General features: G+C 62.0%; 22 protein-coding genes. 13 read left to right on the top strand and 9 right to left on the bottom strand.

The annotated features are described in order from the left end of the window. Positions 1-9: 9 nt before the first annotated feature. A complete protein-coding gene (locus tag ASF84_RS25520; protein WP_056841683.1) occupies positions 10-1,179 on the top strand; it encodes a 1-acyl-sn-glycerol-3-phosphate acyltransferase in 1,170 nt (389 codons plus the stop codon). Between the two features lie 121 nt (positions 1,180-1,300). Then, the gene (locus ASF84_RS25525) at positions 1,301-1,507 is read left to right on the top strand and encodes a hypothetical protein (protein WP_056841684.1); all 207 of its coding nucleotides are present in this window, start codon (positions 1,301-1,303) and stop codon (positions 1,505-1,507) included. A gap of 69 nt (positions 1,508-1,576) precedes the next feature. Here the strand turns inward: ASF84_RS25525 and ASF84_RS25530 are convergent, their stop codons facing one another. After that, the gene (locus ASF84_RS25530) at positions 1,577-2,158 is read right to left on the bottom strand and encodes a YajG family lipoprotein (protein ID WP_056841685.1); all 582 of its coding nucleotides are present in this window, start codon (positions 2,156-2,158) and stop codon (positions 1,577-1,579) included. A 179-nt stretch (positions 2,159-2,337) separates the two neighbouring features. Between ASF84_RS25530 and ASF84_RS25535 the strand changes: the two genes are divergently transcribed. Together ASF84_RS25535 and mqo are read left to right on the top strand one after the other, a co-directional pair. Next, complete coding sequence (locus ASF84_RS25535; protein WP_056841686.1) at positions 2,338-2,571, top strand: hypothetical protein; 234 nt, start codon at positions 2,338-2,340, stop codon at positions 2,569-2,571. Between the two features lie 686 nt (positions 2,572-3,257). Beyond that, entirely contained in the window at positions 3,258-4,769 is a 1,512-nt protein-coding gene (gene mqo, locus ASF84_RS25540; RefSeq protein WP_056841687.1) for a malate dehydrogenase (quinone), read from the top strand. A gap of 254 nt (positions 4,770-5,023) precedes the next feature. On the opposite strand, the gene ASF84_RS25545 is transcribed toward mqo, so the two are convergent. Beyond that, positions 5,024-5,920 (bottom strand): homocysteine S-methyltransferase family protein, encoded by an 897-nt coding sequence (locus ASF84_RS25545; RefSeq protein WP_056841688.1) that lies wholly within the window; start codon positions 5,918-5,920, stop codon positions 5,024-5,026. A 110-nt stretch (positions 5,921-6,030) separates the two neighbouring features. Here ASF84_RS25545 and ASF84_RS25550 point away from each other — a divergent pair, with 110 nt between their 5' ends. Both ASF84_RS25550 and ASF84_RS25555 read left to right on the top strand, forming a co-directional pair. Next, entirely contained in the window at positions 6,031-6,852 is an 822-nt protein-coding gene (locus tag ASF84_RS25550; protein ID WP_056841689.1) for an ABC transporter substrate-binding protein, read from the top strand. Further along, positions 6,849-7,682, top strand: a complete 834-nt coding sequence (locus ASF84_RS25555; protein ID WP_056841690.1) for an amino acid ABC transporter permease — start codon at positions 6,849-6,851, stop codon at positions 7,680-7,682. The genes ASF84_RS25550 and ASF84_RS25555 overlap by 4 nt, the downstream gene beginning before the upstream one ends. A gap of 108 nt (positions 7,683-7,790) precedes the next feature. Here ASF84_RS25555 and ASF84_RS25560 read toward each other — a convergent pair whose 3' ends face one another. The 3 genes from ASF84_RS25560 to ASF84_RS25570 all read right to left on the bottom strand — a co-directional run bounded on the left by ASF84_RS25560 (position 7,791) and on the right by ASF84_RS25570 (position 9,247). After that, complete coding sequence (locus ASF84_RS25560) at positions 7,791-8,084, bottom strand: PA4642 family protein (protein ID WP_056841691.1); 294 nt, start codon at positions 8,082-8,084, stop codon at positions 7,791-7,793. Between the two features lie 66 nt (positions 8,085-8,150). Further along, positions 8,151-8,633: a hypothetical protein gene (locus tag ASF84_RS25565; RefSeq protein ID WP_056841804.1), complete on the bottom strand. Its 483-nt coding sequence runs from the start codon at positions 8,631-8,633 to the stop codon at positions 8,151-8,153. Between the two features lie 56 nt (positions 8,634-8,689). Next, a complete protein-coding gene (locus ASF84_RS25570; protein WP_056841692.1) occupies positions 8,690-9,247 on the bottom strand; it encodes a hypoxanthine-guanine phosphoribosyltransferase in 558 nt (185 codons plus the stop codon). Between the two features lie 220 nt (positions 9,248-9,467). Here ASF84_RS25570 and upp point away from each other — a divergent pair, with 220 nt between their 5' ends. Continuing rightward, positions 9,468-10,106, top strand: a complete 639-nt coding sequence (gene upp / locus ASF84_RS25575) for a uracil phosphoribosyltransferase (protein WP_056841693.1) — start codon at positions 9,468-9,470, stop codon at positions 10,104-10,106. A 4-nt stretch (positions 10,107-10,110) separates the two neighbouring features. Then, positions 10,111-11,382, top strand: a complete 1,272-nt coding sequence (locus ASF84_RS25580; RefSeq protein WP_056841694.1) for a uracil-xanthine permease family protein — start codon at positions 10,111-10,113, stop codon at positions 11,380-11,382. Positions 11,383-11,557: 175 nt separating this feature from the next. On the opposite strand, the gene hemH is transcribed toward ASF84_RS25580, so the two are convergent. Next, the gene (gene hemH, locus ASF84_RS25585) at positions 11,558-12,580 is read right to left on the bottom strand and encodes a ferrochelatase (protein WP_056841695.1); all 1,023 of its coding nucleotides are present in this window, start codon (positions 12,578-12,580) and stop codon (positions 11,558-11,560) included. Between the two features lie 13 nt (positions 12,581-12,593). After that, on the bottom strand, positions 12,594-13,496 hold the full coding sequence (locus ASF84_RS25590; RefSeq protein WP_056841696.1) for a TIGR01777 family oxidoreductase: 903 nt from the start codon (positions 13,494-13,496) through the stop codon (positions 12,594-12,596). Between the two features lie 303 nt (positions 13,497-13,799). Here ASF84_RS25590 and ASF84_RS25595 point away from each other — a divergent pair, with 303 nt between their 5' ends. The 5 genes from ASF84_RS25595 (at position 13,800) to phrB (ending at position 18,495) form a co-directional block, all read left to right on the top strand. After that, positions 13,800-14,786, top strand: a complete 987-nt coding sequence (locus ASF84_RS25595; RefSeq protein WP_056841697.1) for an NAD(P)/FAD-dependent oxidoreductase — start codon at positions 13,800-13,802, stop codon at positions 14,784-14,786. After that, complete coding sequence (locus ASF84_RS25600; protein ID WP_056841698.1) at positions 14,783-14,998, top strand: TIGR02450 family Trp-rich protein; 216 nt, start codon at positions 14,783-14,785, stop codon at positions 14,996-14,998. The genes ASF84_RS25595 and ASF84_RS25600 overlap by 4 nt, the downstream gene beginning before the upstream one ends. A gap of 119 nt (positions 14,999-15,117) precedes the next feature. After that, positions 15,118-16,080 carry a YbgA family protein gene (locus tag ASF84_RS25605; protein ID WP_056841699.1) on the top strand — a complete coding sequence of 321 codons (963 nt, stop codon included), beginning with the start codon at positions 15,118-15,120 and terminating at the stop codon, positions 16,078-16,080. A 2-nt stretch (positions 16,081-16,082) separates the two neighbouring features. Beyond that, on the top strand, positions 16,083-17,024 hold the full coding sequence (locus tag ASF84_RS25610) for a MerR family transcriptional regulator (RefSeq protein WP_056841700.1): 942 nt from the start codon (positions 16,083-16,085) through the stop codon (positions 17,022-17,024). Between the two features lie 19 nt (positions 17,025-17,043). Continuing rightward, a complete protein-coding gene (gene phrB, locus ASF84_RS25615) occupies positions 17,044-18,495 on the top strand; it encodes a deoxyribodipyrimidine photo-lyase (protein WP_056841701.1) in 1,452 nt (483 codons plus the stop codon). A gap of 566 nt (positions 18,496-19,061) precedes the next feature. Here the strand turns inward: phrB and ASF84_RS25620 are convergent. Both ASF84_RS25620 and murI read right to left on the bottom strand, forming a co-directional pair. Beyond that, the gene (locus tag ASF84_RS25620; protein ID WP_056841702.1) at positions 19,062-19,580 is read right to left on the bottom strand and encodes an acyloxyacyl hydrolase; all 519 of its coding nucleotides are present in this window, start codon (positions 19,578-19,580) and stop codon (positions 19,062-19,064) included. A gap of 116 nt (positions 19,581-19,696) precedes the next feature. Then, the gene (murI, locus tag ASF84_RS25625; RefSeq protein ID WP_056841703.1) at positions 19,697-20,512 is read right to left on the bottom strand and encodes a glutamate racemase; all 816 of its coding nucleotides are present in this window, start codon (positions 20,510-20,512) and stop codon (positions 19,697-19,699) included.

Consider the following 20,512-nt stretch of genomic DNA (forward strand, 5'->3'; position numbering starts at 1 on the left):
CAAGAGAGCATGATGGGCGAATTCGATGCCATCCGACCTTACAACGATGCAGAAGTCCCCGCTGTGCTGGCACGCCTGCTCAGCGACAAGGCCTTCCTTGCCACTTTGACCAAGTTTCGTTTCCCGCGCCTGGCCGGTACCCTGGGCTGGTTTCTGCAACCGGCCCTGGCGCGCAAGCTGCGCCGGGAGTTTACAGGCATCGACTCGGTCGCCAGCCTGCAGGACAAGGTCGAGGTCTACGTCGACCACACCATCGAGCGCGCCACCGACGGCGTGACCTACACCGGCGTCGAGCAATTCAAGTCCGGCAGCGCCTATCTGCTTCTGGCCAACCACCGCGACATCGTCATGGACCCGGCCTTCGTCAACTATGCGGTGTACCATGCCGGCCTGCCGACCCCGCGCATTGCCATTGGCGACAACCTGCTGCAAAAGCCCTTCGTCAGCGACCTGATGCGCCTGAACAAGAGCTTCATTGTGCACCGCTCGCTCAGCGGCCGCCGGGAAAAACTGGCCGCCTACCAGTTGCTTTCAGCGTACATCAATCATTCCATCACCCAGGACGGGCAATCAATCTGGATCGCCCAGGCCGAAGGCCGCGCCAAGGATGGTGACGACCGTACCGAATCGGCGATCCTCAAGATGTTTCACATGAGCCGCAAGGACGAGCCGTTCGCCGAGGTGATCCGTTCGCTGAACCTGACCCCGGTGTCGATCAGCTACGAATACGACCCCTGCGACCACGCCAAGGCCCGTGAGCTGTACATCCGCGCCACTACCGGCGGCTACACCAAGACCGAGGGCGAAGACGACATCAGTATCGCGCTGGGCATCACAGGCTACAAAGGCCGGGTGCATATCAACTTTGCACCACCGATCACTGGACACTTCGAAGACACCAAGCTGCTGGCCCAGGAAATGGACCGGCAGATCCTGCGTGGCTATCGCTTGTTTCCGGTGCACTACCTGGCCTGGGCACAGTGGAGCGAAGCCGATGCCAGCCTCAATGTGCCCACCGCCAGCGAGTTGTTCGGCACCCAGGAGCTGGACAAGGCCCAGGCCGAGTGGGAAAGCCGCCTGGCCGGCTGCCCGGCCGAGCACCGCCCCTATCTGATCCAGCAGTACGCCACGCCGGTGCGCAACCAGTACCGCATCAAGGCCGGCCTGGCCCTGCCTTGACCGGCGCCTGTCGTCACGCGATCGTCATGATGTCCGGGCATTGTATGGCTCCTCGAACGGAGTGTGGCAGCGCAGCAGCGCTGCCACAGCTTGCAAGGATCGCCCACATTGCGGAGCCACCATGCTGCACGCCAATAACCAGGACCGTCTTTACCTGATTGCCCAGAACGAAGAACAGCAAGACCTCATCGACGCGCTGGCCTTCAATGTCCACGACCGTCGCTGGCTGGTCTACTGCGCGCTGGGCGGCCATCAGCATCAGGACCTGCCTGAGCAGGACCCCGACACCGGCCTGAGTTTCCTGGATTTTTCCCAGCAGGTGGCCTGACCCGCCATTGGCCAACAGCAGACAACAAAAAGCCCGGCCTGCAAGCCGGGCTTTTTGTTGGCGCCAGGTTTACTGCGCCAGGGTGGTGGCGACGGTCTGGTCCTGGAACACGCGGGTCAGCGCATCGCTCAGGACATCGCCGACCAGCTTGGTGTTGGTTTCCTGGTTGGGCGCCATGCCGAAGCGCTGGTCCAGGGAAGCCGCATAGCGGCCGCTGTAGGTACGCCCGTTGTTGCGCACATCGGCGCGGAAGGTCGAGCTGATGGTGGCTTCGGTGACGTACATGCCTTCCTTGGGCGACTGGTAACGCAGTTCGGCCAGGGTCACGGTCAGCTGCGGCGCGTTGCCGCCCTGGGAAGGCGTGAAGCCCAGCAGGCGCACCGCCGCTTCGGCCTGGGCCTGCAGCTTGGGCAGCAGGTCGGCGCCATTGACGCTGATGGCACTCGTTTCCGGGTACAGGCCACCGCGGGTGCCCAGTGTAGGGCCCGGACGACCATCGACCACACGCACCACCACCGGCTGGCCATGACCGACCGGCGCCAGTTGCGCGGTAAGCCGCGGTTGCGGGCTCAGTTGTTGCGGGCTGTGGGCACAACCGACCAGAGTCAAACTGCTTACAGCAAGCAGACCAAACAAAACGCGACGCAGCATGCTCAATTCTCCATGGGCCAGGCACTCGATGGGCGGCAGTATAGCGGCGACGCTGACCACCTCACTAGCTGAAAATCCGACCATTGGCAGGCTGTGATGGTTCAGCCAGGCCCGGGTTGTAATCAGGGTGTCACCTGTGCCGCTCAAGCTGGGCGCATCAACGGTACAGGAGCCCTGTCATGGAATTTCTCCGCTCGCTCTTCAGCGCACGTCATGCACTTTGCCACTACGCCCGCCTCGATCAGGCCGGTGTCTGCCGCGCATTCAAGCACTGCCGCCAGGCCCCGGAGGGTAAAGACTGGGTCCAGGTCACCGAACAACGCCTCGCCTGGCTCGGCCAGCCACTGCCCGCCAGCGCCCGGATTGCGCCGCGTGCATCACGTTCTCGCCTGCGTCCAATGCTGGCTGCGTGATTTCTTCGCGAATAAAAGTCAATCAAGCCGATCAATTCCTGATATTTCATCGCTATAATCTCCCCCCGATTATAAGGACGTCTCCTGATCGGGCCTCGCAGCATCGCTAATCCACGAAATTAGCTCCCCGCCATGCCCACAGAGAGCCGCCCACGCAGTCTGCTTCATGCAGTTTTCGATGGACGGTGTGCGATCGCTCGCATCCGGGCGAACCTTTGCCGACCCTCGACGCCTACCCATGAAGACAGCACTGGCCAGAGCTGCATTGCAGCCCTTTTTGAGGTTTGGTTCGCGTGTCCAAAAGAGCGCGAAATAACGGGTTTCACAACTTCACAAGAGTGTGGCGAGCACATGAATAGGTTTGAAGATGCACCCTTGGTGTCCCCATCGGCTTCACCCGGCAGGGTCGAACGTCGCGGCGCAACGTCCAGGAGCTGAGCCCGGGCCATCGTCCTGACGATGGTCGAATGGCCCTGCGGGCTGCAAAATGCGTTCATGACAGACTGATGAACCCTTGAACAGCCCGACCGGACCTGCGCTTGAGATGCAAAACATTGCGAAGAATCGGACACTCGATCCCGGCCAGACACTGTGGGGTATAACCTTGATCCACCCCCCGCACACTGGCATCCAGCCTCGGGATCGCAGGCCGTCAATTGGGTGCTGCAGATTTTGGAGACGCGTTAATGGCGCATAACGAAGCAGTCGACGTGGTATTGGTCGGGGCAGGCATCATGAGTGCCACCCTGGCAGTACTGCTCAAAGAGCTTGACCCCAGCCTGAAGCTGGAAGTCGTCGAGCTGATGGATTCCGGTGCCGCAGAGAGTTCCAACCCCTGGAACAACGCCGGCACCGGTCACGCCGGCCTGTGCGAGCTGAACTACACGCCGCAGGCAGCCGACGGTTCCGTCGACATCAAGAAAGCCGTGCACATCAATACCCAGTTCGAAGTCTCGAAGCAATTCTGGGCTTATCTGGTGCGCAAGGGCAGCTTCGAAACGACACGTACATTCATCAATCCCGTCCCGCACCTGAGTTATGTACAGGGCGAGAAGGACATGTCGTTCCTCAAGGCGCGCTTCGAAACCCTGCGCCAGCACCACGCCTTTGCAGCCATGCAGTACACCGAGGACAAGGCCACGCTGGCCGAGTGGATGCCGCTGATGATGTCCGGCCGCAAGCCCGACGAAAAGCTGGCCGCCACCTTCATGAGCAACGGCACCGACGTCAACTTCGGCGCCCTGACCAACCAGTTGCTCAAGCACCTGGCCAGCACGCCCGACTCGCAGGTCAAGTACAACAAGCGCGTGACCGGTCTTGCCCGCAACGGCAAGGGCTGGACCGTGACCATCAAGGACGTCAACAGCGGCAGCAGCCGAGATATCGACGCCCGCTTCGTATTCCTCGGTGCCGGCGGCGCGGCCCTGCCGCTGCTGCAGATGTCGGGCATCGACGAGAGCAAGGGCTTTGGCGGCTTCCCGGTCAGCGGCCAGTGGCTGCGTTGCGACAACCCCGAGGTGGTCAAGCGTCACCAGGCCAAGGTCTACAGCCAGGCCGCCGTGGGCTCGCCGCCGATGTCGGTGCCGCACCTGGACACCCGCGTGGTTGATGGCAAGAAATCCCTGCTGTTCGGACCGTACGCCGGTTTTACCACCAAGTTTCTCAAGCACGGCTCGTTCCTGGACCTGCCGTTCTCGGTGCGCCTGGGCAATATCAAACCGATGCTGGCCGTGGCCCGCGACAACATGGACCTGACCAAGTACCTGGTCAGTGAAGTGCGTCAGTCGATGGAGCAGCGCCTGAACTCGCTGCGTCGCTTCTACCCCGAGGCCAAGGCCGAGGACTGGCGCCTGGAGATTGCCGGCCAGCGCGTGCAGATCATCAAGAAAGACGCCAAGAAGGGCGGCGTACTGCAATTCGGTACCGAGCTGGTCTCGTCCGCCGATGGTTCGCTGGCGGCTTTGCTGGGGGCCTCTCCGGGCGCCTCGGTAACCGTGTCGATCATGCTGGAACTGATCGAGCGCTGCTTCCCGGAACAGACCAAGGGTCAGTGGGCCGCCAAGCTCGACGAAATCTTCCCGGCCCGTGAAAAGGCCCTGGCCACCGACGCGCAGCTGTACCAGCGCATCAGCAGCCAGAGCGACGAAAACCTCGGCCTGGCCGAGCACCCGCAGAATGCGGCACAAAGCATCGCCTGATGCCCTGAACGGCGGATAAACAAAAACCCCGTGGGCTTGCAAAGCCACGGGGTTTTATTTTTACCGCATCAACCCGATTGCTGTAGCCCCCCCAACACAGGACCGGTGTAGGAGCGCGCTTGCCCGCGACCGAGTGCGTAGCGCTCGCAGAAATCTCGGAAACGCCACAAATTTACGACTGCTAACGCAGCCGGTCGCGGTGGTCCGGCATACCGGCAAGCGCGCTCCTACCCCCGGGGAGTGAATCCAATCAATCAGAGCCCCTTGGCCAGCACTGCAATGTGCTCGGGCCCGATGCCGCAGCAGCCGCCGATGTGGCTGGCGCCGCGTTGCACCCAGTTGGCCGCCCACTGCAGGTAGCCTTCGGGATCGAGGTCTTCGCGCAGTTCGTCCAGGCCGTCGTTGGCCTTGGCGTCCTTGGGTTGGGGCGGGAAGGCGTTGGCGTAGGCCCCCACGCCGATGTCCACGTGCAGCTCGGCAAATACGGCACGGGCCGCATCGATGGCCGCACCGATCACCTCAGGCTGGCTGCAGTTGAACAGCAATGTTGCAGCACCCAGTTCGGCCGCGGCACGGGCGGCGTCGGCTACGGTCTCGCCCGAGCGCAGGCGTGGGGTCGCATCGACTTCTTCATCCTGCAAGGTGAAGGACAGCCAGAACGGCTTGCCATCGTTGGGCAGGCCGGCACGAATGGTCTGCGCCTCGACGATGCTGCTCTGGGTCTCGGCCAGCCACAGGTCGACATGGGCCGCCAGGCCGCGCACCAGCGGTGCCAGGATTTGCCCGGCGCGTTCGGCATCGAACAGGTCGGGGCGGTAGGAACCGAACAGCGGCGGCAGCGAACCGGCCACTTGCACACCCGAACCCTGGGCATCGGCGGCCTGGCGCGCCAGTTGGCCGGCGGTGGCGGCCAGGGCCTCGCCTTCGCGGGCAAAGCGTTCTTCACCAATATGGAACGGCACCACGGCGTAGCTGTTGCTGGTAATTATCTGCGCGCCGCTCTGGATGTAGGCGGCATGCACGGCAATAACGGCCTCGGGCGCCTCGGTCAGCGCCAGCGCCGACCACTCCGGCTGGCGGAACGGCGCGCCTCTGCGCTGCAGTTCTCGGCCCATACCACCATCGAGGATTACCGTTGTTTTCTGAGTCATATTCGGTCTACTTATATACATATGAAAAAGACTCATTAGAATTGAGTCTTATATAACGTATTAAATACGCCCCTTTGGCCCCACTACAACAGATTTTTCGAGGATGTGAAGTGAAAATTCGTGCGCTTTTGGGCCTTGGCCTGTTTGCTTTGACTGTTTCCAGCCAGGCCCTGGCGGGCGCCACTCTGCAACGGGTGGAAGAGAAAAAAGAGCTGGTCAACGTCCTGATGGAAAGCTACCCGCCCTTCTCGTTCCTCAATGACCAGAACCAGCTCGACGGCTTCGACGTCGACGTGGCCAAGGCCGTTGCCGCCAAGCTGGGCGTCAAGCTGCGCCTGGAAACACCGTCATGGGATGTGATCGCCGCCGGTCGCTGGAGCGGGCGCTACGACATCTGCATCTGCTCGATGACGCCAAGCCAGTCGCGTGCCGAAGTGTTCGATTTCCCGGTCGAGTACTACGCTTCGCCAGCGGTGATCGTGGTCAATGCCAAGGACGATCGCATCCAGTCGGCCAAGGACCTGAGCGGCAAGAAAGTCGGCCTGACCAGCGCCTCAAGCTACGAAAGTTACCTGAACAAGAACCTGGTGATCGAGGGCGCTACCGGCAAGCCGCTGGAGTACCCGTTCGACAATGTACAGATCGCGCCTTACGACAATGACAACGTGGCTTTCCAGGACCTGGGCCTGGGCGCCGGCAAGCGCCTGGATGCGGTACTGACCAACCTGGTCACCGCCCAGCCTCGCCTGGACCAGGACAAGCGCTTCAAGCTGGCGGGTGCTTCGCTGTACGAAGAACCGAACTTTGTGACCGTGGAAAAAGGCGATGCCGAGTGGAACGCCAAAGTGCGTGAAGTGTTCGCCGAACTCAAGAAGGACGGCACCCTGAGCACGCTGTCGCAGAAGTGGATCGGCGCCGACATCAGCAAATGACCGGCACTCCTTCACAACGTCCACCGGCGCCGGCCAGGGCCAGTCTGCTCAAGCGCGTGTTCGGCTTTCGCACCCGGCTGTACCTGACGTGGGCGGCCATGTTCGCCTTGTTTGCCGGGTTTTTCCTGAGCTTTGACCTGAAGTTCTCGATCATCCTCGACAAGCTGCCCAACCTGGTGGGCCTGCACCTGGCGCCCAACGGCTTTCTCCAGGGCGCCGCGCTCACCTTGTTCGTGTGCCTGTGCTCGATCGGGGTGTCAGTGCTACTGGGCTTTGTCGCCGCCCTGGCGCGCCTGTCGCGCAGTGCGGTGGCGTTTGGCATCGCCAGCTTCTATGCCTCGTTCTTTCGGGGCACGCCGCTGTTGATCCAGATTCTGCTGATCTACCTGGGCCTGCCGCAGATCGGCGTGGTGCCGGGCGCGATCGTCGCCGGCATCATTGCCCTGTCGCTGAACTACGGTGCCTACCTGAGCGAGATCTTTCGCGCCGGCATCATCGGCGTGGCGGCCGGGCAGCGTGAAGCGGCCATGGCCATGGCCCTGCGTCCGGTGCAGGTGTTCTGGCTGGTGACCCTGCCGCAAGCGATGCGCACGATCATCCCGCCGACCACCAACCAGTTCATCTCGATGCTCAAGGACTCGTCACTGATTTCCGTGATGGGGGTCTGGGAGGTAATGTTCCTGGCGCAATCGTATGGGCGCTCCAGCTACCGCTACATCGAGATGCTGACCACCGCAGCGGTGTTGTACTGGATCATGTCGATCGGCCTGGAACTGCTGCAGGCGCGCATGGAGCGGCATTACGGCAAGGCGTACCAGCCACGGCAGTAAGCCCGACATCCCGTGGGAGCGACCAACGGTCGCGAAGAGGCCAGTCAGGCCGGCACACCTGTGGTGCCTGTGCCGAAGCCTTCGCGACCGAGGGTCGCTCCTGCGATGTCAGGCCTTGCTGCGAGCCTGTTCGATCAGCGCAATGTAGTCTTCGGCATTGCGCTGGTCCTTGATCAGGGTCACGAAGGTGTTGCCCTTCTCGTCCTGGCCATCAAGGTCATGGCCGGCCTCCAGGAAGAACCCCAGGAAACGCTCGAAATCATCGATGCGCAGGCCGCGGTAAGCCTTGATCAGCTTGTGCAGCGACGGCGAGGTGGCGTCGACCGGCTCGAACGCCAGGAACAGCTTGATCTGATCGTCGCCGATCTCATCGCCAATGATCTGCTTCTTGTCTTTACGCATTACGGACTCCAGCGGGTCGCGGTCACTCATCAGGGTCGGGCAGTCTATCGCCAGTGCCCGGTCAGCTCAACGCGGCTTTGAGCCGGCGGTGTGCAGGTCGGCCCAGACGTGGCCATTGGCGTAGGTCAGGAACTGGCAATAGACCTTTTCATTGCGCAGCAGGTCGACCAGCACCGGGTAATGCGACTGCGGGTAGTACAGCGTCAAGGTCCGGCTGGCGTCATCATAACCGGGCTTTTTCAGGCTCTTGCTTTCAGCGCCATCGAAGTGAATCTGTACCTGGGTGACGGTCGCGCCCTTGTTGAGCGGCTTGCCCTTGAGCAGGATCGACAACGGCGAGGTGACCGGAATCGGCTGCAGGTTGGAGGGCCGCTGGTTGCCGACCACCACCGAATACTCGGTCACCAGCAGCAGCTGTTGCTGCTCTGGTGCGCCGACGCGCAGGTTCTGCTCGTCAGCCGGCAGGTATTGCTCGTGCATCGGCCCGGCCAGGGCCGCCTCGCCCGACAGGGCCAGCGCCAGGGCGCCGGGTATCATCAATGCTTTCATCAACACCACTATCCCATTCCATGAGCCTGCCGGGCGTGCTTGCCGCAGGACGACTGTTACATGCCTTTGACCGCGAAGATACCGGCTGCATTGCGCCAGTAGCCTTTGTAGTCCATGCCGTAGCCAAAGATGAAGCGGTCGATGCAGGGCAGGCCCACATAGTCGGCCTTGAGATCAGGACGCGCCTTGCGGTCGTGTTCCTTGTTGATCAGCACCGCGGTGTGTACTGCACGGGCACCGGCGTGGCGACAGAAATCGATGATCGCCCCCAGGGTATGGCCTTCATCGAGGATGTCGTCGATGATCAGCACGTCGCGATCGATGAACGACACTTCCGGCTTGGCCTTCCAGAACAGCTCGCCACCACTGGTTTCGTTGCGATAGCGTGTGGCGTGCAGGTAGGACGCTTCCAGCGGGAAGTTCAGGTGGGTCAACAGCTTGCCGGAAAAGATCAGGCCGCCATTCATCACGCAGAACACCACCGGGTTGCGGTCGGCCAGCGTGGCATTGATCTGGGCGCCGACACGGGCAATGGCCGCCTCGACTTCGGCGTCGGTATACAGGCAGTCAGCCTCGTGCATGATTTGACGGATATGCTCGAGATCAGCGGACATCAGTGACTCCAGGTAACGTGGGAAAAACCGGCAAAGGTACGCATCCGTTGCACTCAGGGCAAGTGGATATGGACTAACGTTGCCAGTATGGCTGATGCAGGCGCGGTGCTGGCTGCGCGATTGTACCGTGCTGGCAGTCAGGCGCAGTGCCCGCGGGACAGTTATCGGACAATCGATTAATCTAGGCCGTTTTTTGCCCGTATCCCAGGAGTCCTTGCCCATGCCCGTCCGTGAAATCCGTCATCCGTTGATTCGCCACAAGCTCGGCCTGATGCGCCGCGCCGATATCAGCACCAAGAATTTCCGTGAGCTGGCGCAGGAAGTCGGCGCGCTGCTGACCTATGAGGCCACCGCCGACCTGCCGCTGGAGAACTACGAAATCCAGGGCTGGGCCGGCAGCGTGCAGGTCGAGAAAATCGCCGGCAAGAAAATCACCGTGGTGCCCATCCTGCGCGCCGGTATCGGCATGCTCGACGGCGTGCTCAGCCTGATCCCGGGTGCCAAGGTCAGCGCCGTGGGCGTGGCGCGCAACGAAGAAACCCTGCAGGCCCACACCTACCTGGAAAAGCTGGTACCGGAAATCAACGAACGCCTGGCCATGATCATCGACCCGATGCTGGCCACCGGCAGTTCCATGGTTGCCACCATCGACCTGCTCAAGAAAGCCGGTTGCCGGGAAATCCGCGCCATGGTCCTGGTGGCTGCACCCGAAGGCATTGCCGCCGTGGAAAAGGCGCACCCGGACGTGCAGGTCTACACCGCGTCCATCGACGAACGTCTGAACGAACACGGCTACATCATTCCGGGCCTGGGCGATGCCGGTGACAAGATCTTCGGCACCAAGCAGAAGGACGCCTGATCCGATGAAGCCCGACGAGTTCAACGATCCTCTGTGGCGCACGGTGCTGTCAGGGGCGCAGATGCTGTTCGTGGCGTTCGGCGCGCTGGTATTGATGCCGCTGATCACCGGGCTTGACCCCAATGTCGCGCTGTTCACGGCAGGCCTGGGCACCTTGCTGTTCCAGGTGGTGACGGGCCGTCAGGTGCCGGTGTTCCTGGCCTCCAGCTTTGCCTTCATCACCCCGATCATTCTTGCCAAGGGCCAGTTCGGCCTGGCCGCGACCATGGGCGGCATCATGGCGGCGGGCTTTGTCTACACCTTCCTGGGGCTGGCGGTGAAGATCAAGGGCACCGGCTTCATCGACCGCCTGTTGCCGCCAGTGGTCATCGGCCCGGTGGTGATTTCCATCGGCCTGGCCATGGCACCGATTGCGGCGAACATGGCGATGGGCAAATCCGGCGACGGTGCCGAACTGATACCCTATCAGACCGCCATGTGGATCTCCATGCCTGCACTGCTCACCACGCTGGTGGTGGCCGTATTCGGCCGTGGCATCTTCAAGCTGGTGCCAATCATTTCCGGCGTGCTGGTGGGCTTTGGCATGGCGTTCTGGTTTGGCGTGGTCGACACGGCCAAAATCGCTGCCGCCCCTTGGCTGGCGATGCCGAACTTCACGGCACCGGAATTCAACTGGCAGGCCATTCTGTTCATTGTGCCGGTGGCACTGGCACCGGCCATCGAGCACATCGGCGGCGTGATTGCGGTGGGCAGCGTGACGGGCCGTGACTACCTGAAAAAACCCGGCCTGCATCGCACGCTGTTGGGCGATGGCATCGCCACCACCACGGCCGGTCTGTTCGGCGGTCCGCCCAACACCACCTATGCCGAGGTCACCGGGGCGGTGATGCTGACCAAGAACTACAACCCGAAAATCATGACCTGGGCGTCGATCTTCGCCATCAGCCTGGCGTTTGTCGGCAAGTTCGGTGCCTTGCTGCAAAGCATTCCGGTGCCGGTGATGGGCGGCATCCTGTGCCTGCTGTTCGGCTCTATCGCCGCGGTAGGCTTGAACACCATGATCCGCCACAAGGTAGACCTGAGCGAGGCGCGCAATCTGGTGATCGTCTCGGTCACGCTGGTATTCGGCATCGGCGGCGTGTTGATCGGCACCGGCACCGGGCCCGATGACTTCGGCCTCAAAGGCATTGCCTTGTGCGCCATCACCGCCATTGCCCTGAACCTGATTCTGCCGGGCAATGACGGGTGGAAGCACAAGCAGGCCGATGATGCCTAGGTGATGCTCTGGATGATACCTACACCATGTTCTGAAGGGTGCCTCTAAAAACGTAGGCGAGGCAGTCAGTGCAAGGCAAAAACAGGCGAGGAAGCGGAGTTGACTGGTTGTCAATGAGCATTCCGAGCCTGTTTTTAACGCAGCAATGACAACGCAGGTAGTTTTTAGAGGTGCCCTAGAGCGCTGGCGCGCGCTCGCAGAGAGTATTGAGCGCGGCGGCCCAGTTCGGGTCGTCGTTCAGGCAGGGCACCAGCACCAGTTCATGGCCACCGGCTTCCTTGAACTGTTCGGCACCGCGATCGCCAATCTCCTCCAGCGTCTCGATGCAGTCGGCGACGAACGCCGGGCACATCACCAGCAGGCGCTTGACGCCCTGGGCGGCCAGTTCGTCCAGGCGCTGTTCGGTGTAGGGCTCGATCCACTTGGCCCGGCCCAGGCGCGACTGGAACGACACCGACCACTTGCCATCAGGCAGCCCCATGAGCCGGGCAAAGGCCGCCGCTGACTGGATGCACTGCGCACGGTAGCAGGTGGCGACGACTTCGGGCGGGGCCTTGAGGCAGCAATCATCGCTTTGCAGGCAGCAACTGCCGGTCGGGTCGAGCTTGCGCAAATGCCGCTCCGGCAAGCCGTGAAAACTCAGCAATAAATGATCGTATGGCTTTTCCAGGTGCGGGCGCACGCTCTGCACCAGCGCGTCGAGGTATTCAGGCTGGTCATAGAACGGCTGGACCCGTGAAAACTGCATGTCCAGCCCATGCTTGCGCACCACGCGCCGGGCTTCCTCGATCACCGTGGTGACCGTACTGTCGGCAAACTGCGGGTACAACGGCGCCAGGGTGACCTTGCGAATGCCCTGCCCGGCCAGACGCTGCAGTGCCGACTCGATGGAGGGCTGACCGTAGCGCATGGCCAGTTCTACCGGCCCTTGCGTCCACTGCGCATGCATCTGCGTCTGCAGGCGGCGGCTGATCTCGACCAGCGGCGAGCCCTCCTCCCACCAGATCGAGGCGTAGGCATGGGCCGACTGCTCGGGGCGCTTGATCAGGATCAGCGACACCAGCAAGCGGCGCACCGGCCACGGCAGGTCGATGACATACGGGTCCATCAAAAACTGATTGAGGTAACGGCGCACGTCCGCGACGCTGGTAGACGCGGGCGAGCCCAGATTGATCAGCAACAGCGCATGATCGGTCATGCAAGATCCTATTTCAGTGGGAGCCCAGCACGTTGCGCAGGGCGTCGTGCAATTCGGTAAAGCGGAAGGTGTAGCCAGCCTCTTGCAGGCGCACCGGCCGGGCACGCTGGCCGCCCAGCAGCAGGCCGGACATTTCGCCGAGCATGATGCGCAGCGCCAGGCCCGGCAGCGGCATGATCGCCGGCCGGTGCAGCGCACGGCCCAGGGTCTTGGCCAGTTCGCGATTGCGTACAGGATGAGGGGCGCACAGGTTGTAGGGGCCGCGCGCCTCGCTGTGGTTCAGCAGGAAATCGATCGCACCGACCTGATCATCGATGTGCACCCACGGCATCCATTGCCGGCCATTGCCGATCGGCCCACCCAGACCAAAGCGAAACGGTGGCAACAGGCGCTGGAGCATACCGCCCTGGCCAGACAACACCAGACCGGTGCGCAGCAGCACGACCCGCACACCCAGGGCTTCGGCGCGCTGGGCGGTTTCCTCCCAGGCCAGGCACAGGTGGCTGGCAAAGTCCTCTTTTACCGGCTGGGCAGTCTCGTCCAGCTCGCGCTCGCCACCGTCGCCGTACCAACCTACCGCCGAGCCGGACAGCAGCACCCGGGGTCGTTGCGGCTGGCGCTCGATCCAGGCCAGCAATTGCTCGGTGAGGTTGATCCGGCTTTCCCACAACAGCAGGCGGCGCTTGCGGGTCCAGGGCCGGTCGGCAATTGGCGCACCGGCCAGATTGACCACGGCATCCACCGCCTGGCCGTCCAGTTGCGCCAGTGAGGCGACGGCATGTACGTGCGCGCCACAGTGTCGTTGCACCTGATCAGGGTGACGGCTCCACACCGTCAATTGATGCCCCTGGTCCTGCCAGAACTGGCAAAGCGCTTTACCGATCAACCCTGTACCGCCGGTCAGCAAGATGTGCATGGCAGGTATCCTTGAGTGGCGTTTGCGGCCAATGAGTAGTCTATTTGTTGCAGGTTGTGCTTATCCGTCAAGCGAGACCCTTAGCTGAAACATAGGCCACACCTGAACATATTTGGAGCCCAGCTGCCCAAACCGGGCAACTGGCCCCATTGTCTATCAGCTAAAGACTGACCGTCATGGACCGTACGAGTTGCAGCCCCCCTTCATCGCGGGAATGTGAACGACTGCAACTTATACCGAAGAACAAGATTGTACAGGTTTTAAGGACGGCGTAGTCTGTGCAGACAAGGTAACGAGGCCCCTATGACTGTACCCATCGCAATCATCGGTACCGGTATCGCCGGACTCTCCGCGGCCCAGGCGCTGACCACCGCCGGCCACACTGTTCATCTTTTCGACAAGAGTCGCGGCAGCGGCGGACGCATGTCCAGCAAGCGCAGCGACGCAGGCTCGCTGGACATGGGCGCGCAATACTTCACCGCCCGTGATCGTCGTTTCGTGACCACCGTCAACCAATGGCAGGCCAGTGGCTGGGTGGCTGAGTGGACGCCGTCGCTGTACAACTACCAGGGCGGGCGGCTCAGCCCTTCGCCGGACGAACAGGTTCGCTACGTCGGCACCCCGGGCATGAGCGCCATTACCCGTGCCATGCTGGGCGACCTGCCGGTGACCTTCTCGTGCCGCATCACCGAAGTCTTCCGCGGGGCCGAGCACTGGCACCTGCAGGATGCCGAAGGCCAGGGTCACGGGCCGTTCAGCCACGTCATCGTCGCCACGCCGGCGCCCCAGGCCACCACCTTGCTGGCCGCTGCGCCCAAACTGGCGGCGGTGGCCGCAGGCGTCAAGATGGACCCGACCTGGGCGGTGGCCCTGGCGTTCAGCACGCCGTTGCAGACCTCGATGCAAGGCTGCTTCGTCCAGGACAGTGCGCTCGACTGGCTGGCCTGCAACCGCAGCAAACCGGGGCGTGATGGCGCCCTCGACACCTGGGTGCTGCATGCCACCAGCGCCTGGAGCCGCGAGCATGTGGACCTGCCCAGAGAAACGGTTATCGAACACCTGCACGGCGCCTTTGCCGAACTGCTCGACTGCAGCATGCCGGCGCCAGCGTTCAGCCTGGCCCACCGCTGGCTCTATGCCCGCCCGGCCGGCGCCCACGAGTGGGGCGTGCTGTCGGACGCCGACCTGGGCATCTATGCCTGCGGCGACTGGTGCCTGTCAGGGCGCGTGGAAGGCGCCTGGCTCAGCGGCCAGCAAGCCGCACGCCGCCTGCTCGAGCACCTCAATTGAACCGCCTCAACCCCAGGAAACTGCTGCTGTCGAAATGGACAGCGGCGGTGCCGAAAAACCGCGAAAAGCACTTCCTGGTGACCGAACTGTTTTGCGACGACGAAGGCGTGGTGTTGGAGATCGAATTGCAGGCCGTATTGACCGGTCGCAACGAGCGGCTCGCCTGGCAGGCATTGCAGGATGCCGACTGCTGGCGGATGGGCTGGAAATAAGGCTCACACCCACTGAACAGCCTTGTACAAAAAAATTGACTTGTACAACCTCGCATCTATCATGAACTTCAATTGTACAACGATGGTCATCTGTACAAGTTCCTGAACCGAGGTGTGCAATGCTCCAGCCCGTGATCGAAAAGCCCAAACTGGCCGTCAGTGCCTGCCTCATGGGCATTGAGGTCCGCTTCAATGGCGGGCACAAGCAGTCCGACCTCTGCACCCAGTCCCTGGACACCTACTTCGATTTCATTCCCACCTGCCCTGAAGTGGCAATCGGCATGGGCATTCCCCGTGAGCCGATCCGGCTGGTGGGCGATGTCGATCATCCCAGGGCGGTGGGAACCGTGCGTCCCGACCTGGATGTAACCCAGGCCCTGGCCGATTACGGCGAGCACATGGCCGGTGCGCTGGGCGGCATCAGCGGTTATATCTTCATGCAGAAGTCACCCTCCTGCGGCCTGGAGCGGGTCAAGGTGTACCGCGACAACGGCGTGCCGTTCGAGAGTGGCGGCCGGGGCATCTACGCGCAGGCGTTCTGTGCGCGCCACCCCGACCTGCCCGTCGAGGAAGACGGCCGCCTCAACGACCCGGTGCTGCGCGAAAATTTCATTACCCGTGTCTATGCCTACGCTGCCTGGCAACGTTTGCTCAAGACCGGCATCACCCGTCGTGCCCTGACCGAATTTCATTCACGCTATAAATACCAGGTGATGGCCAGCGACGTGGTTCAATACCATGCACTGGGCAAGCTGTTGGGCAGCATGGGACGCGACGATCCGAATGAGGTCGCCCCGGTCTATTTCAGCCAGCTGATGCAGGCACTGAAGAAATGCGCCACACGGCGCGGGCATACCAATGTGCTGCACCATCTGAGTGGCTACCTCAAGCAGACCCTCAGCAGTGATGACAAACAGGAATTGCAGGCGTTGATTACTCAATACCGAAACGGCATCGTACCGCTGGTCGTGCCATTGACCTTGCTCAAGCACCATTTCCGTCATCATCCAGACCCTTATGTGGCCTTGCAGGTCTACATGCAGCCGCACCCGGAACCTCTCAGCCTGCGAAATGCGATCTGAACATGAACCCAGCCTACAAAGCGGCACCTGAACCTCAGGACCCCGCTCTTCCTTACACCCTGCCAGACGGCTGGCTGCCGATCCGCGAGGTCGCCCGCCAGACCGGCGTCAACGCTGTGACCCTGCGTGCCTGGGAACGCCGCTACGGGCTGATCGTCCCGCACCGCACCGCCAAGGGACATCGCCTGTATTCCGACGAGCACGTGCAGCGGGTCATGAAAATCCTGACCTGGCTCAACCGTGGCGTCTCGGTCAGCCAGGTCAAGGCCCTGCTGGACAACACCGACAGCGTCATCCCGCTGGCACCCGGCAGCGACTGGGACCAGTTGCGCCAGTCATTGCTGCAAGCCATCACCGCGCTGGCCGAACGCCGTGTGGACGATCTCTTCAACCAGGCCATGTCCCTTTACCCGCCCCGCACCCTGTGTGAGCAATTATTGATGCCTCTGCTGGCCGAGCTGGACCTGCGCTGGCAGAACCAGTTCGGCAGCCAGATGGAACGGCTGTTTTTCCACGGTTGGCTGCGCAGCAAATTCGGCGCCCGGATCTATCACAACAACCGCCAGCTCAGTGGCGCACCGCTGCTGCTGGTCAATCAGTCCGACCTGCCTTTTGAGCCGCACCTGTGGCTGGCGGCCTGGCTGATCAGCAGCGCCGATTGCCCGGTCGAAGTGTTCGATGGACCGCTGCCGACAGGCGAACTGGCGCTGGCGGCCGAATACCTCGCCCCGCGTGCGGTCCTGTTGTATGCCAGCAAAGCTCTTAACCTCGGCCAGTTGCCCAGGCTGCTGAGCAATATCCATTGCCCGATCGTGATCAGCGGCCCGGCGGTGATGATCCATCATGACGAACTGCCTGATTGCATCGGCACGATTGCCAACCTGAGCCTGACCCGCGACCCGCTTGAAGCGCAGAGCGAGCTGAACAGACTCGGGATCATCTGACCCAAGGACCCCACCGCCCATGCAATTGCTTTGGCTGCGCAGCGACTTGCGCATACACGACAATACCGCCCTGAACGCCGCCCTTGGCAAAGGGCCGACCGTGGCGGTGTACCTGCTCAGCCCGGCCCAGTGGCAACGCCATGATGATGCAGCCTGCAAGGTCGACTTCTGGTTGCGCAACCTGGCAGCGCTGGAAAAGGCCCTGGGCAAGCTCAATGTGCCGTTGCTGATCCGCGAAGCGGATACCTGGGACAAGGCCCCCGGCGTCCTGGGCGCGCTGTGCCATGAACTGAAGGTCGAAGCGCTGCACGTCAATGAAGAATACGGCGTCAACGAAACCCGCCGCGACCAGGCCGTGCAGCAAGCACTGGAAAAGGCTGGTATCCACTGGCACAGCCACCTGGATCAGTTGCTGTTCCCGCCCGGCAGCATCCTGACCAAGAGCGACCAGTACTTTCAGGTCTACAGCCAGTTCCGCAAGGTCTGCTATTCGCGCTTGCACACGGCAACGCCACACCCGCAGCGGCTGCACGGCGCCCAGGCAGCGCTGTCGATCAAAAGCGACCAGGTACCGGCCACCGTGAAGGGCTTCGACGCACCCAGCGAGACGTTGCGCGCGCTGTGGCCTGCCGGTGAAGCCGAAGCCAAAAGGCGCCTGGACGCCTTTGTCGACGAACCGATTCATTATTACGAGACCGAGCGCGACTTTCCGGCCAAGGCGGGCACCAGCCAGCTTTCGGCTTACCTTGCCGCCGGGGTGATTTCGCCGCGCCAGTGCCTGCACGCCGCGCTGAACAGCAACCAGGGCGAATTCGACAGCGGCAACACTGGCAGCGTGACCTGGATCAACGAGCTGTTGTGGCGTGAATTCTATAAACACACGCTGGTCGGTTACCCGCGGGTGTCGATGCACCGGGCGTTTCGCAGTGAAACCGAAGCCATGCGCTGGCGTGATGCGCCCAAGGACCTGCAAGCCTGGCAGGAGGCGCGCACGGGACTGCCGATCATCGACGCGGCCATGCGCCAGTTGCTGGAAACCGGCTGGATGCACAACCGCCTGCGCATGGTCGTGGCCATGTTCCTGACCAAGAACCTGTTGATCGACTGGCGTGAAGGCGAGCGCTTTTTCATGCGTCACCTGATCGACGGCGACCTGGCGGCCAACAATGGCGGCTGGCAATGGAGCTCTTCGACCGGCACCGACTCGGTGCCTTACTTCCGCATTTTCAACCCTTTGTCACAGTCACAACGCTTCGACCCTGAAGGCCGCTTCATCAAGCAGTGGCTGCCGGAACTGGCGGGGCTGAACAAGAAGGAAGTGCATGACCCGTCTGCAAATGGCGGGTTGTTCGGTGTAGAGGGCTATCCGCGCCCCATCGTCGACCTGAGCGCGAGCCGCGCCCGGGCATTGGAGGCATTCAAGAACCTGCCCAGGCGCGGCGCCGTCGCACAGCAAACACCCGATCTGTAGGAGCGCGCTTGCCCGCGACCGGCTGCGTCAGCAGTCGTAAAATTTCAGCGTTTCACACATTTTTGCGAGCGCTNAGGAGCGCGCTTGCCCGCGACCGGCTGCGTCAGCAGTCGTAAAATTTCAGCGTTTCACACATTTTTGCGAGCGCTCCGCACTCCAGGCGCGGCGCCGTCGCACAGCAAACACCCGATCTGTAGGAGCGCGCTTGCCCGCGACCGGCTGCGTCAGCAGTCGTAAAATTTCAGCGTTTCACACATTTTTGCGAGCGCTACGCACTCCAGGCGCGGCGCCGTCGCACAGCAAACACCCGATCTGTAGGAGCGCGCTTGCCCGCGACCGGCTGCGTCAGCAGTCGTAAAATTTCAGCGTTTCACACATTTTTGCGAGCGCTACGCACTCCAGGCGCGGCGCCGTCGCATAGCAAACACCCGATTTGTAGGAGCGCGCTTGCCCGCGACCGGCTGCGTCAGCAGTCGTAAAATTTCAGCGTTTCACACATTTTTGCGAGCGCTCCGCACTCGGTCGCGGGCAAGCGCGCTCCTACGGGGATACCTGCAAAAGGTGCTTCAGAACGGCATCTTGTAATGCAGGGCAAAGCTTTCAGCGCCGTCATTGGGCTGCTTGATGCCGGCATTGGAGTAGTGAGTGGCACGGATGCCCACTTCGTGGCCGCCCTTGAAGCGCAGGCCGAAACCGATACGGTCTTCGAAGTTGAACGAACTGCCCAGCTTGTTATCTTCAAGCTGCGTATTGGCAAAGGCGGATACACCAATACCGGCCTCGATGTAAGGCTTCACGCTGTCACCGGCAAACTCGTAGACAAAGACTGGCGAGAACGACAGCGAATGGTTACTGGAGGTCTTGTCACCTTCCCAGAAGGTATAGGCCGCATCCCAGTAGCCGGTCAGGCGACCCACGTCGCTCTGCAGCCAGCTCTTGTCCCAGTCAAACTGCACGCCCAGACGATACGTCATGGTCGAATCGCTCGTTTGACCTACCGAAAACTCTACACCGTCAGCCTGTGCTGCGGCGACCTGCCCCATCGTTGCGGCCACAAACGCAGCCACGCAAAAAAGTCGCTTCATCAGAAACACCCTGTATCGATCACACCGTTATAGTTTTGAAGCTTGCTCACCACGGATTTATAGAAATCTGTTACAGAACATTAGTTCAAGTTCGTGCAAAGAATTTCACATTTTTTTTACAAATCGAAGCTTCGCACACTGTCAGAACTTTTCCACAGAGTCGGTAGGATTTTTCTGAAATTTTCTACATCGGCGCTCGTCCAGAACAGCGTGTCCCGCGCAGGCCCACTGGCTGCCAGATCACGCTGAGCCAGCAACCGTTGCAGTTGCCGGGCCACAGCGGCACCGGTGTCGATGAGCGTCACGCTGTCGGGCACCATCTGGCGCAGCAGGGGCTTGAGGAAGGGATAGTGGGTACAGCCCAGAATCAGCGTGTCGCAACCTTGGGCCAACAGGGGCTCGACATAGCCCTGAAGCAATTGCCGGATGGCCGGGCTGTGCAGGTCGCCGGTCTCGATCAGTTCGACCAGCCCGGGGCAAGGCTGGGTGATTACCCGGACATCGGCGGCAAACCGGTCGAGCAAGGCGGCAAACCGTGCGCTCTGCAAGGTGCCAGTGGTCGCCAGTACACCGACGATGCCGCTGCGCGTGGCTTCGGCCGCCGGTTTGACCGCAGGTTCCATGGCCACGATCGGCCAATCAGGGTAGCGCTCGCGCAGTGGGGCTGCGGCCGCTGCCGTGGCCGTGTTGCAAGCCAGCACCAGCGCCTTGGCACCCTGGGCATGAAAGAAACCGGCAATGGCCATGCAGCGCTGAATGATGAAATCCGGCGTTTTTTCGCCGTACGGAACATGCCCGCCATCGGAGAGATAGCACAGCGATTCGGCCGGCAGTTGCCGGCCAATCTCGGCCAGCACCGACAACCCGCCGACACCGGAATCGAACACCGCCACCGGCGCTTCGCGGCCATGGCTCATCTGCACGTCGGTCAT

This window comes from Pseudomonas sp. Leaf127 (assembly GCF_001423155.1).
Taxonomy (GTDB): Bacteria; Pseudomonadota; Gammaproteobacteria; order Pseudomonadales; family Pseudomonadaceae; genus Aquipseudomonas; species Aquipseudomonas ovata.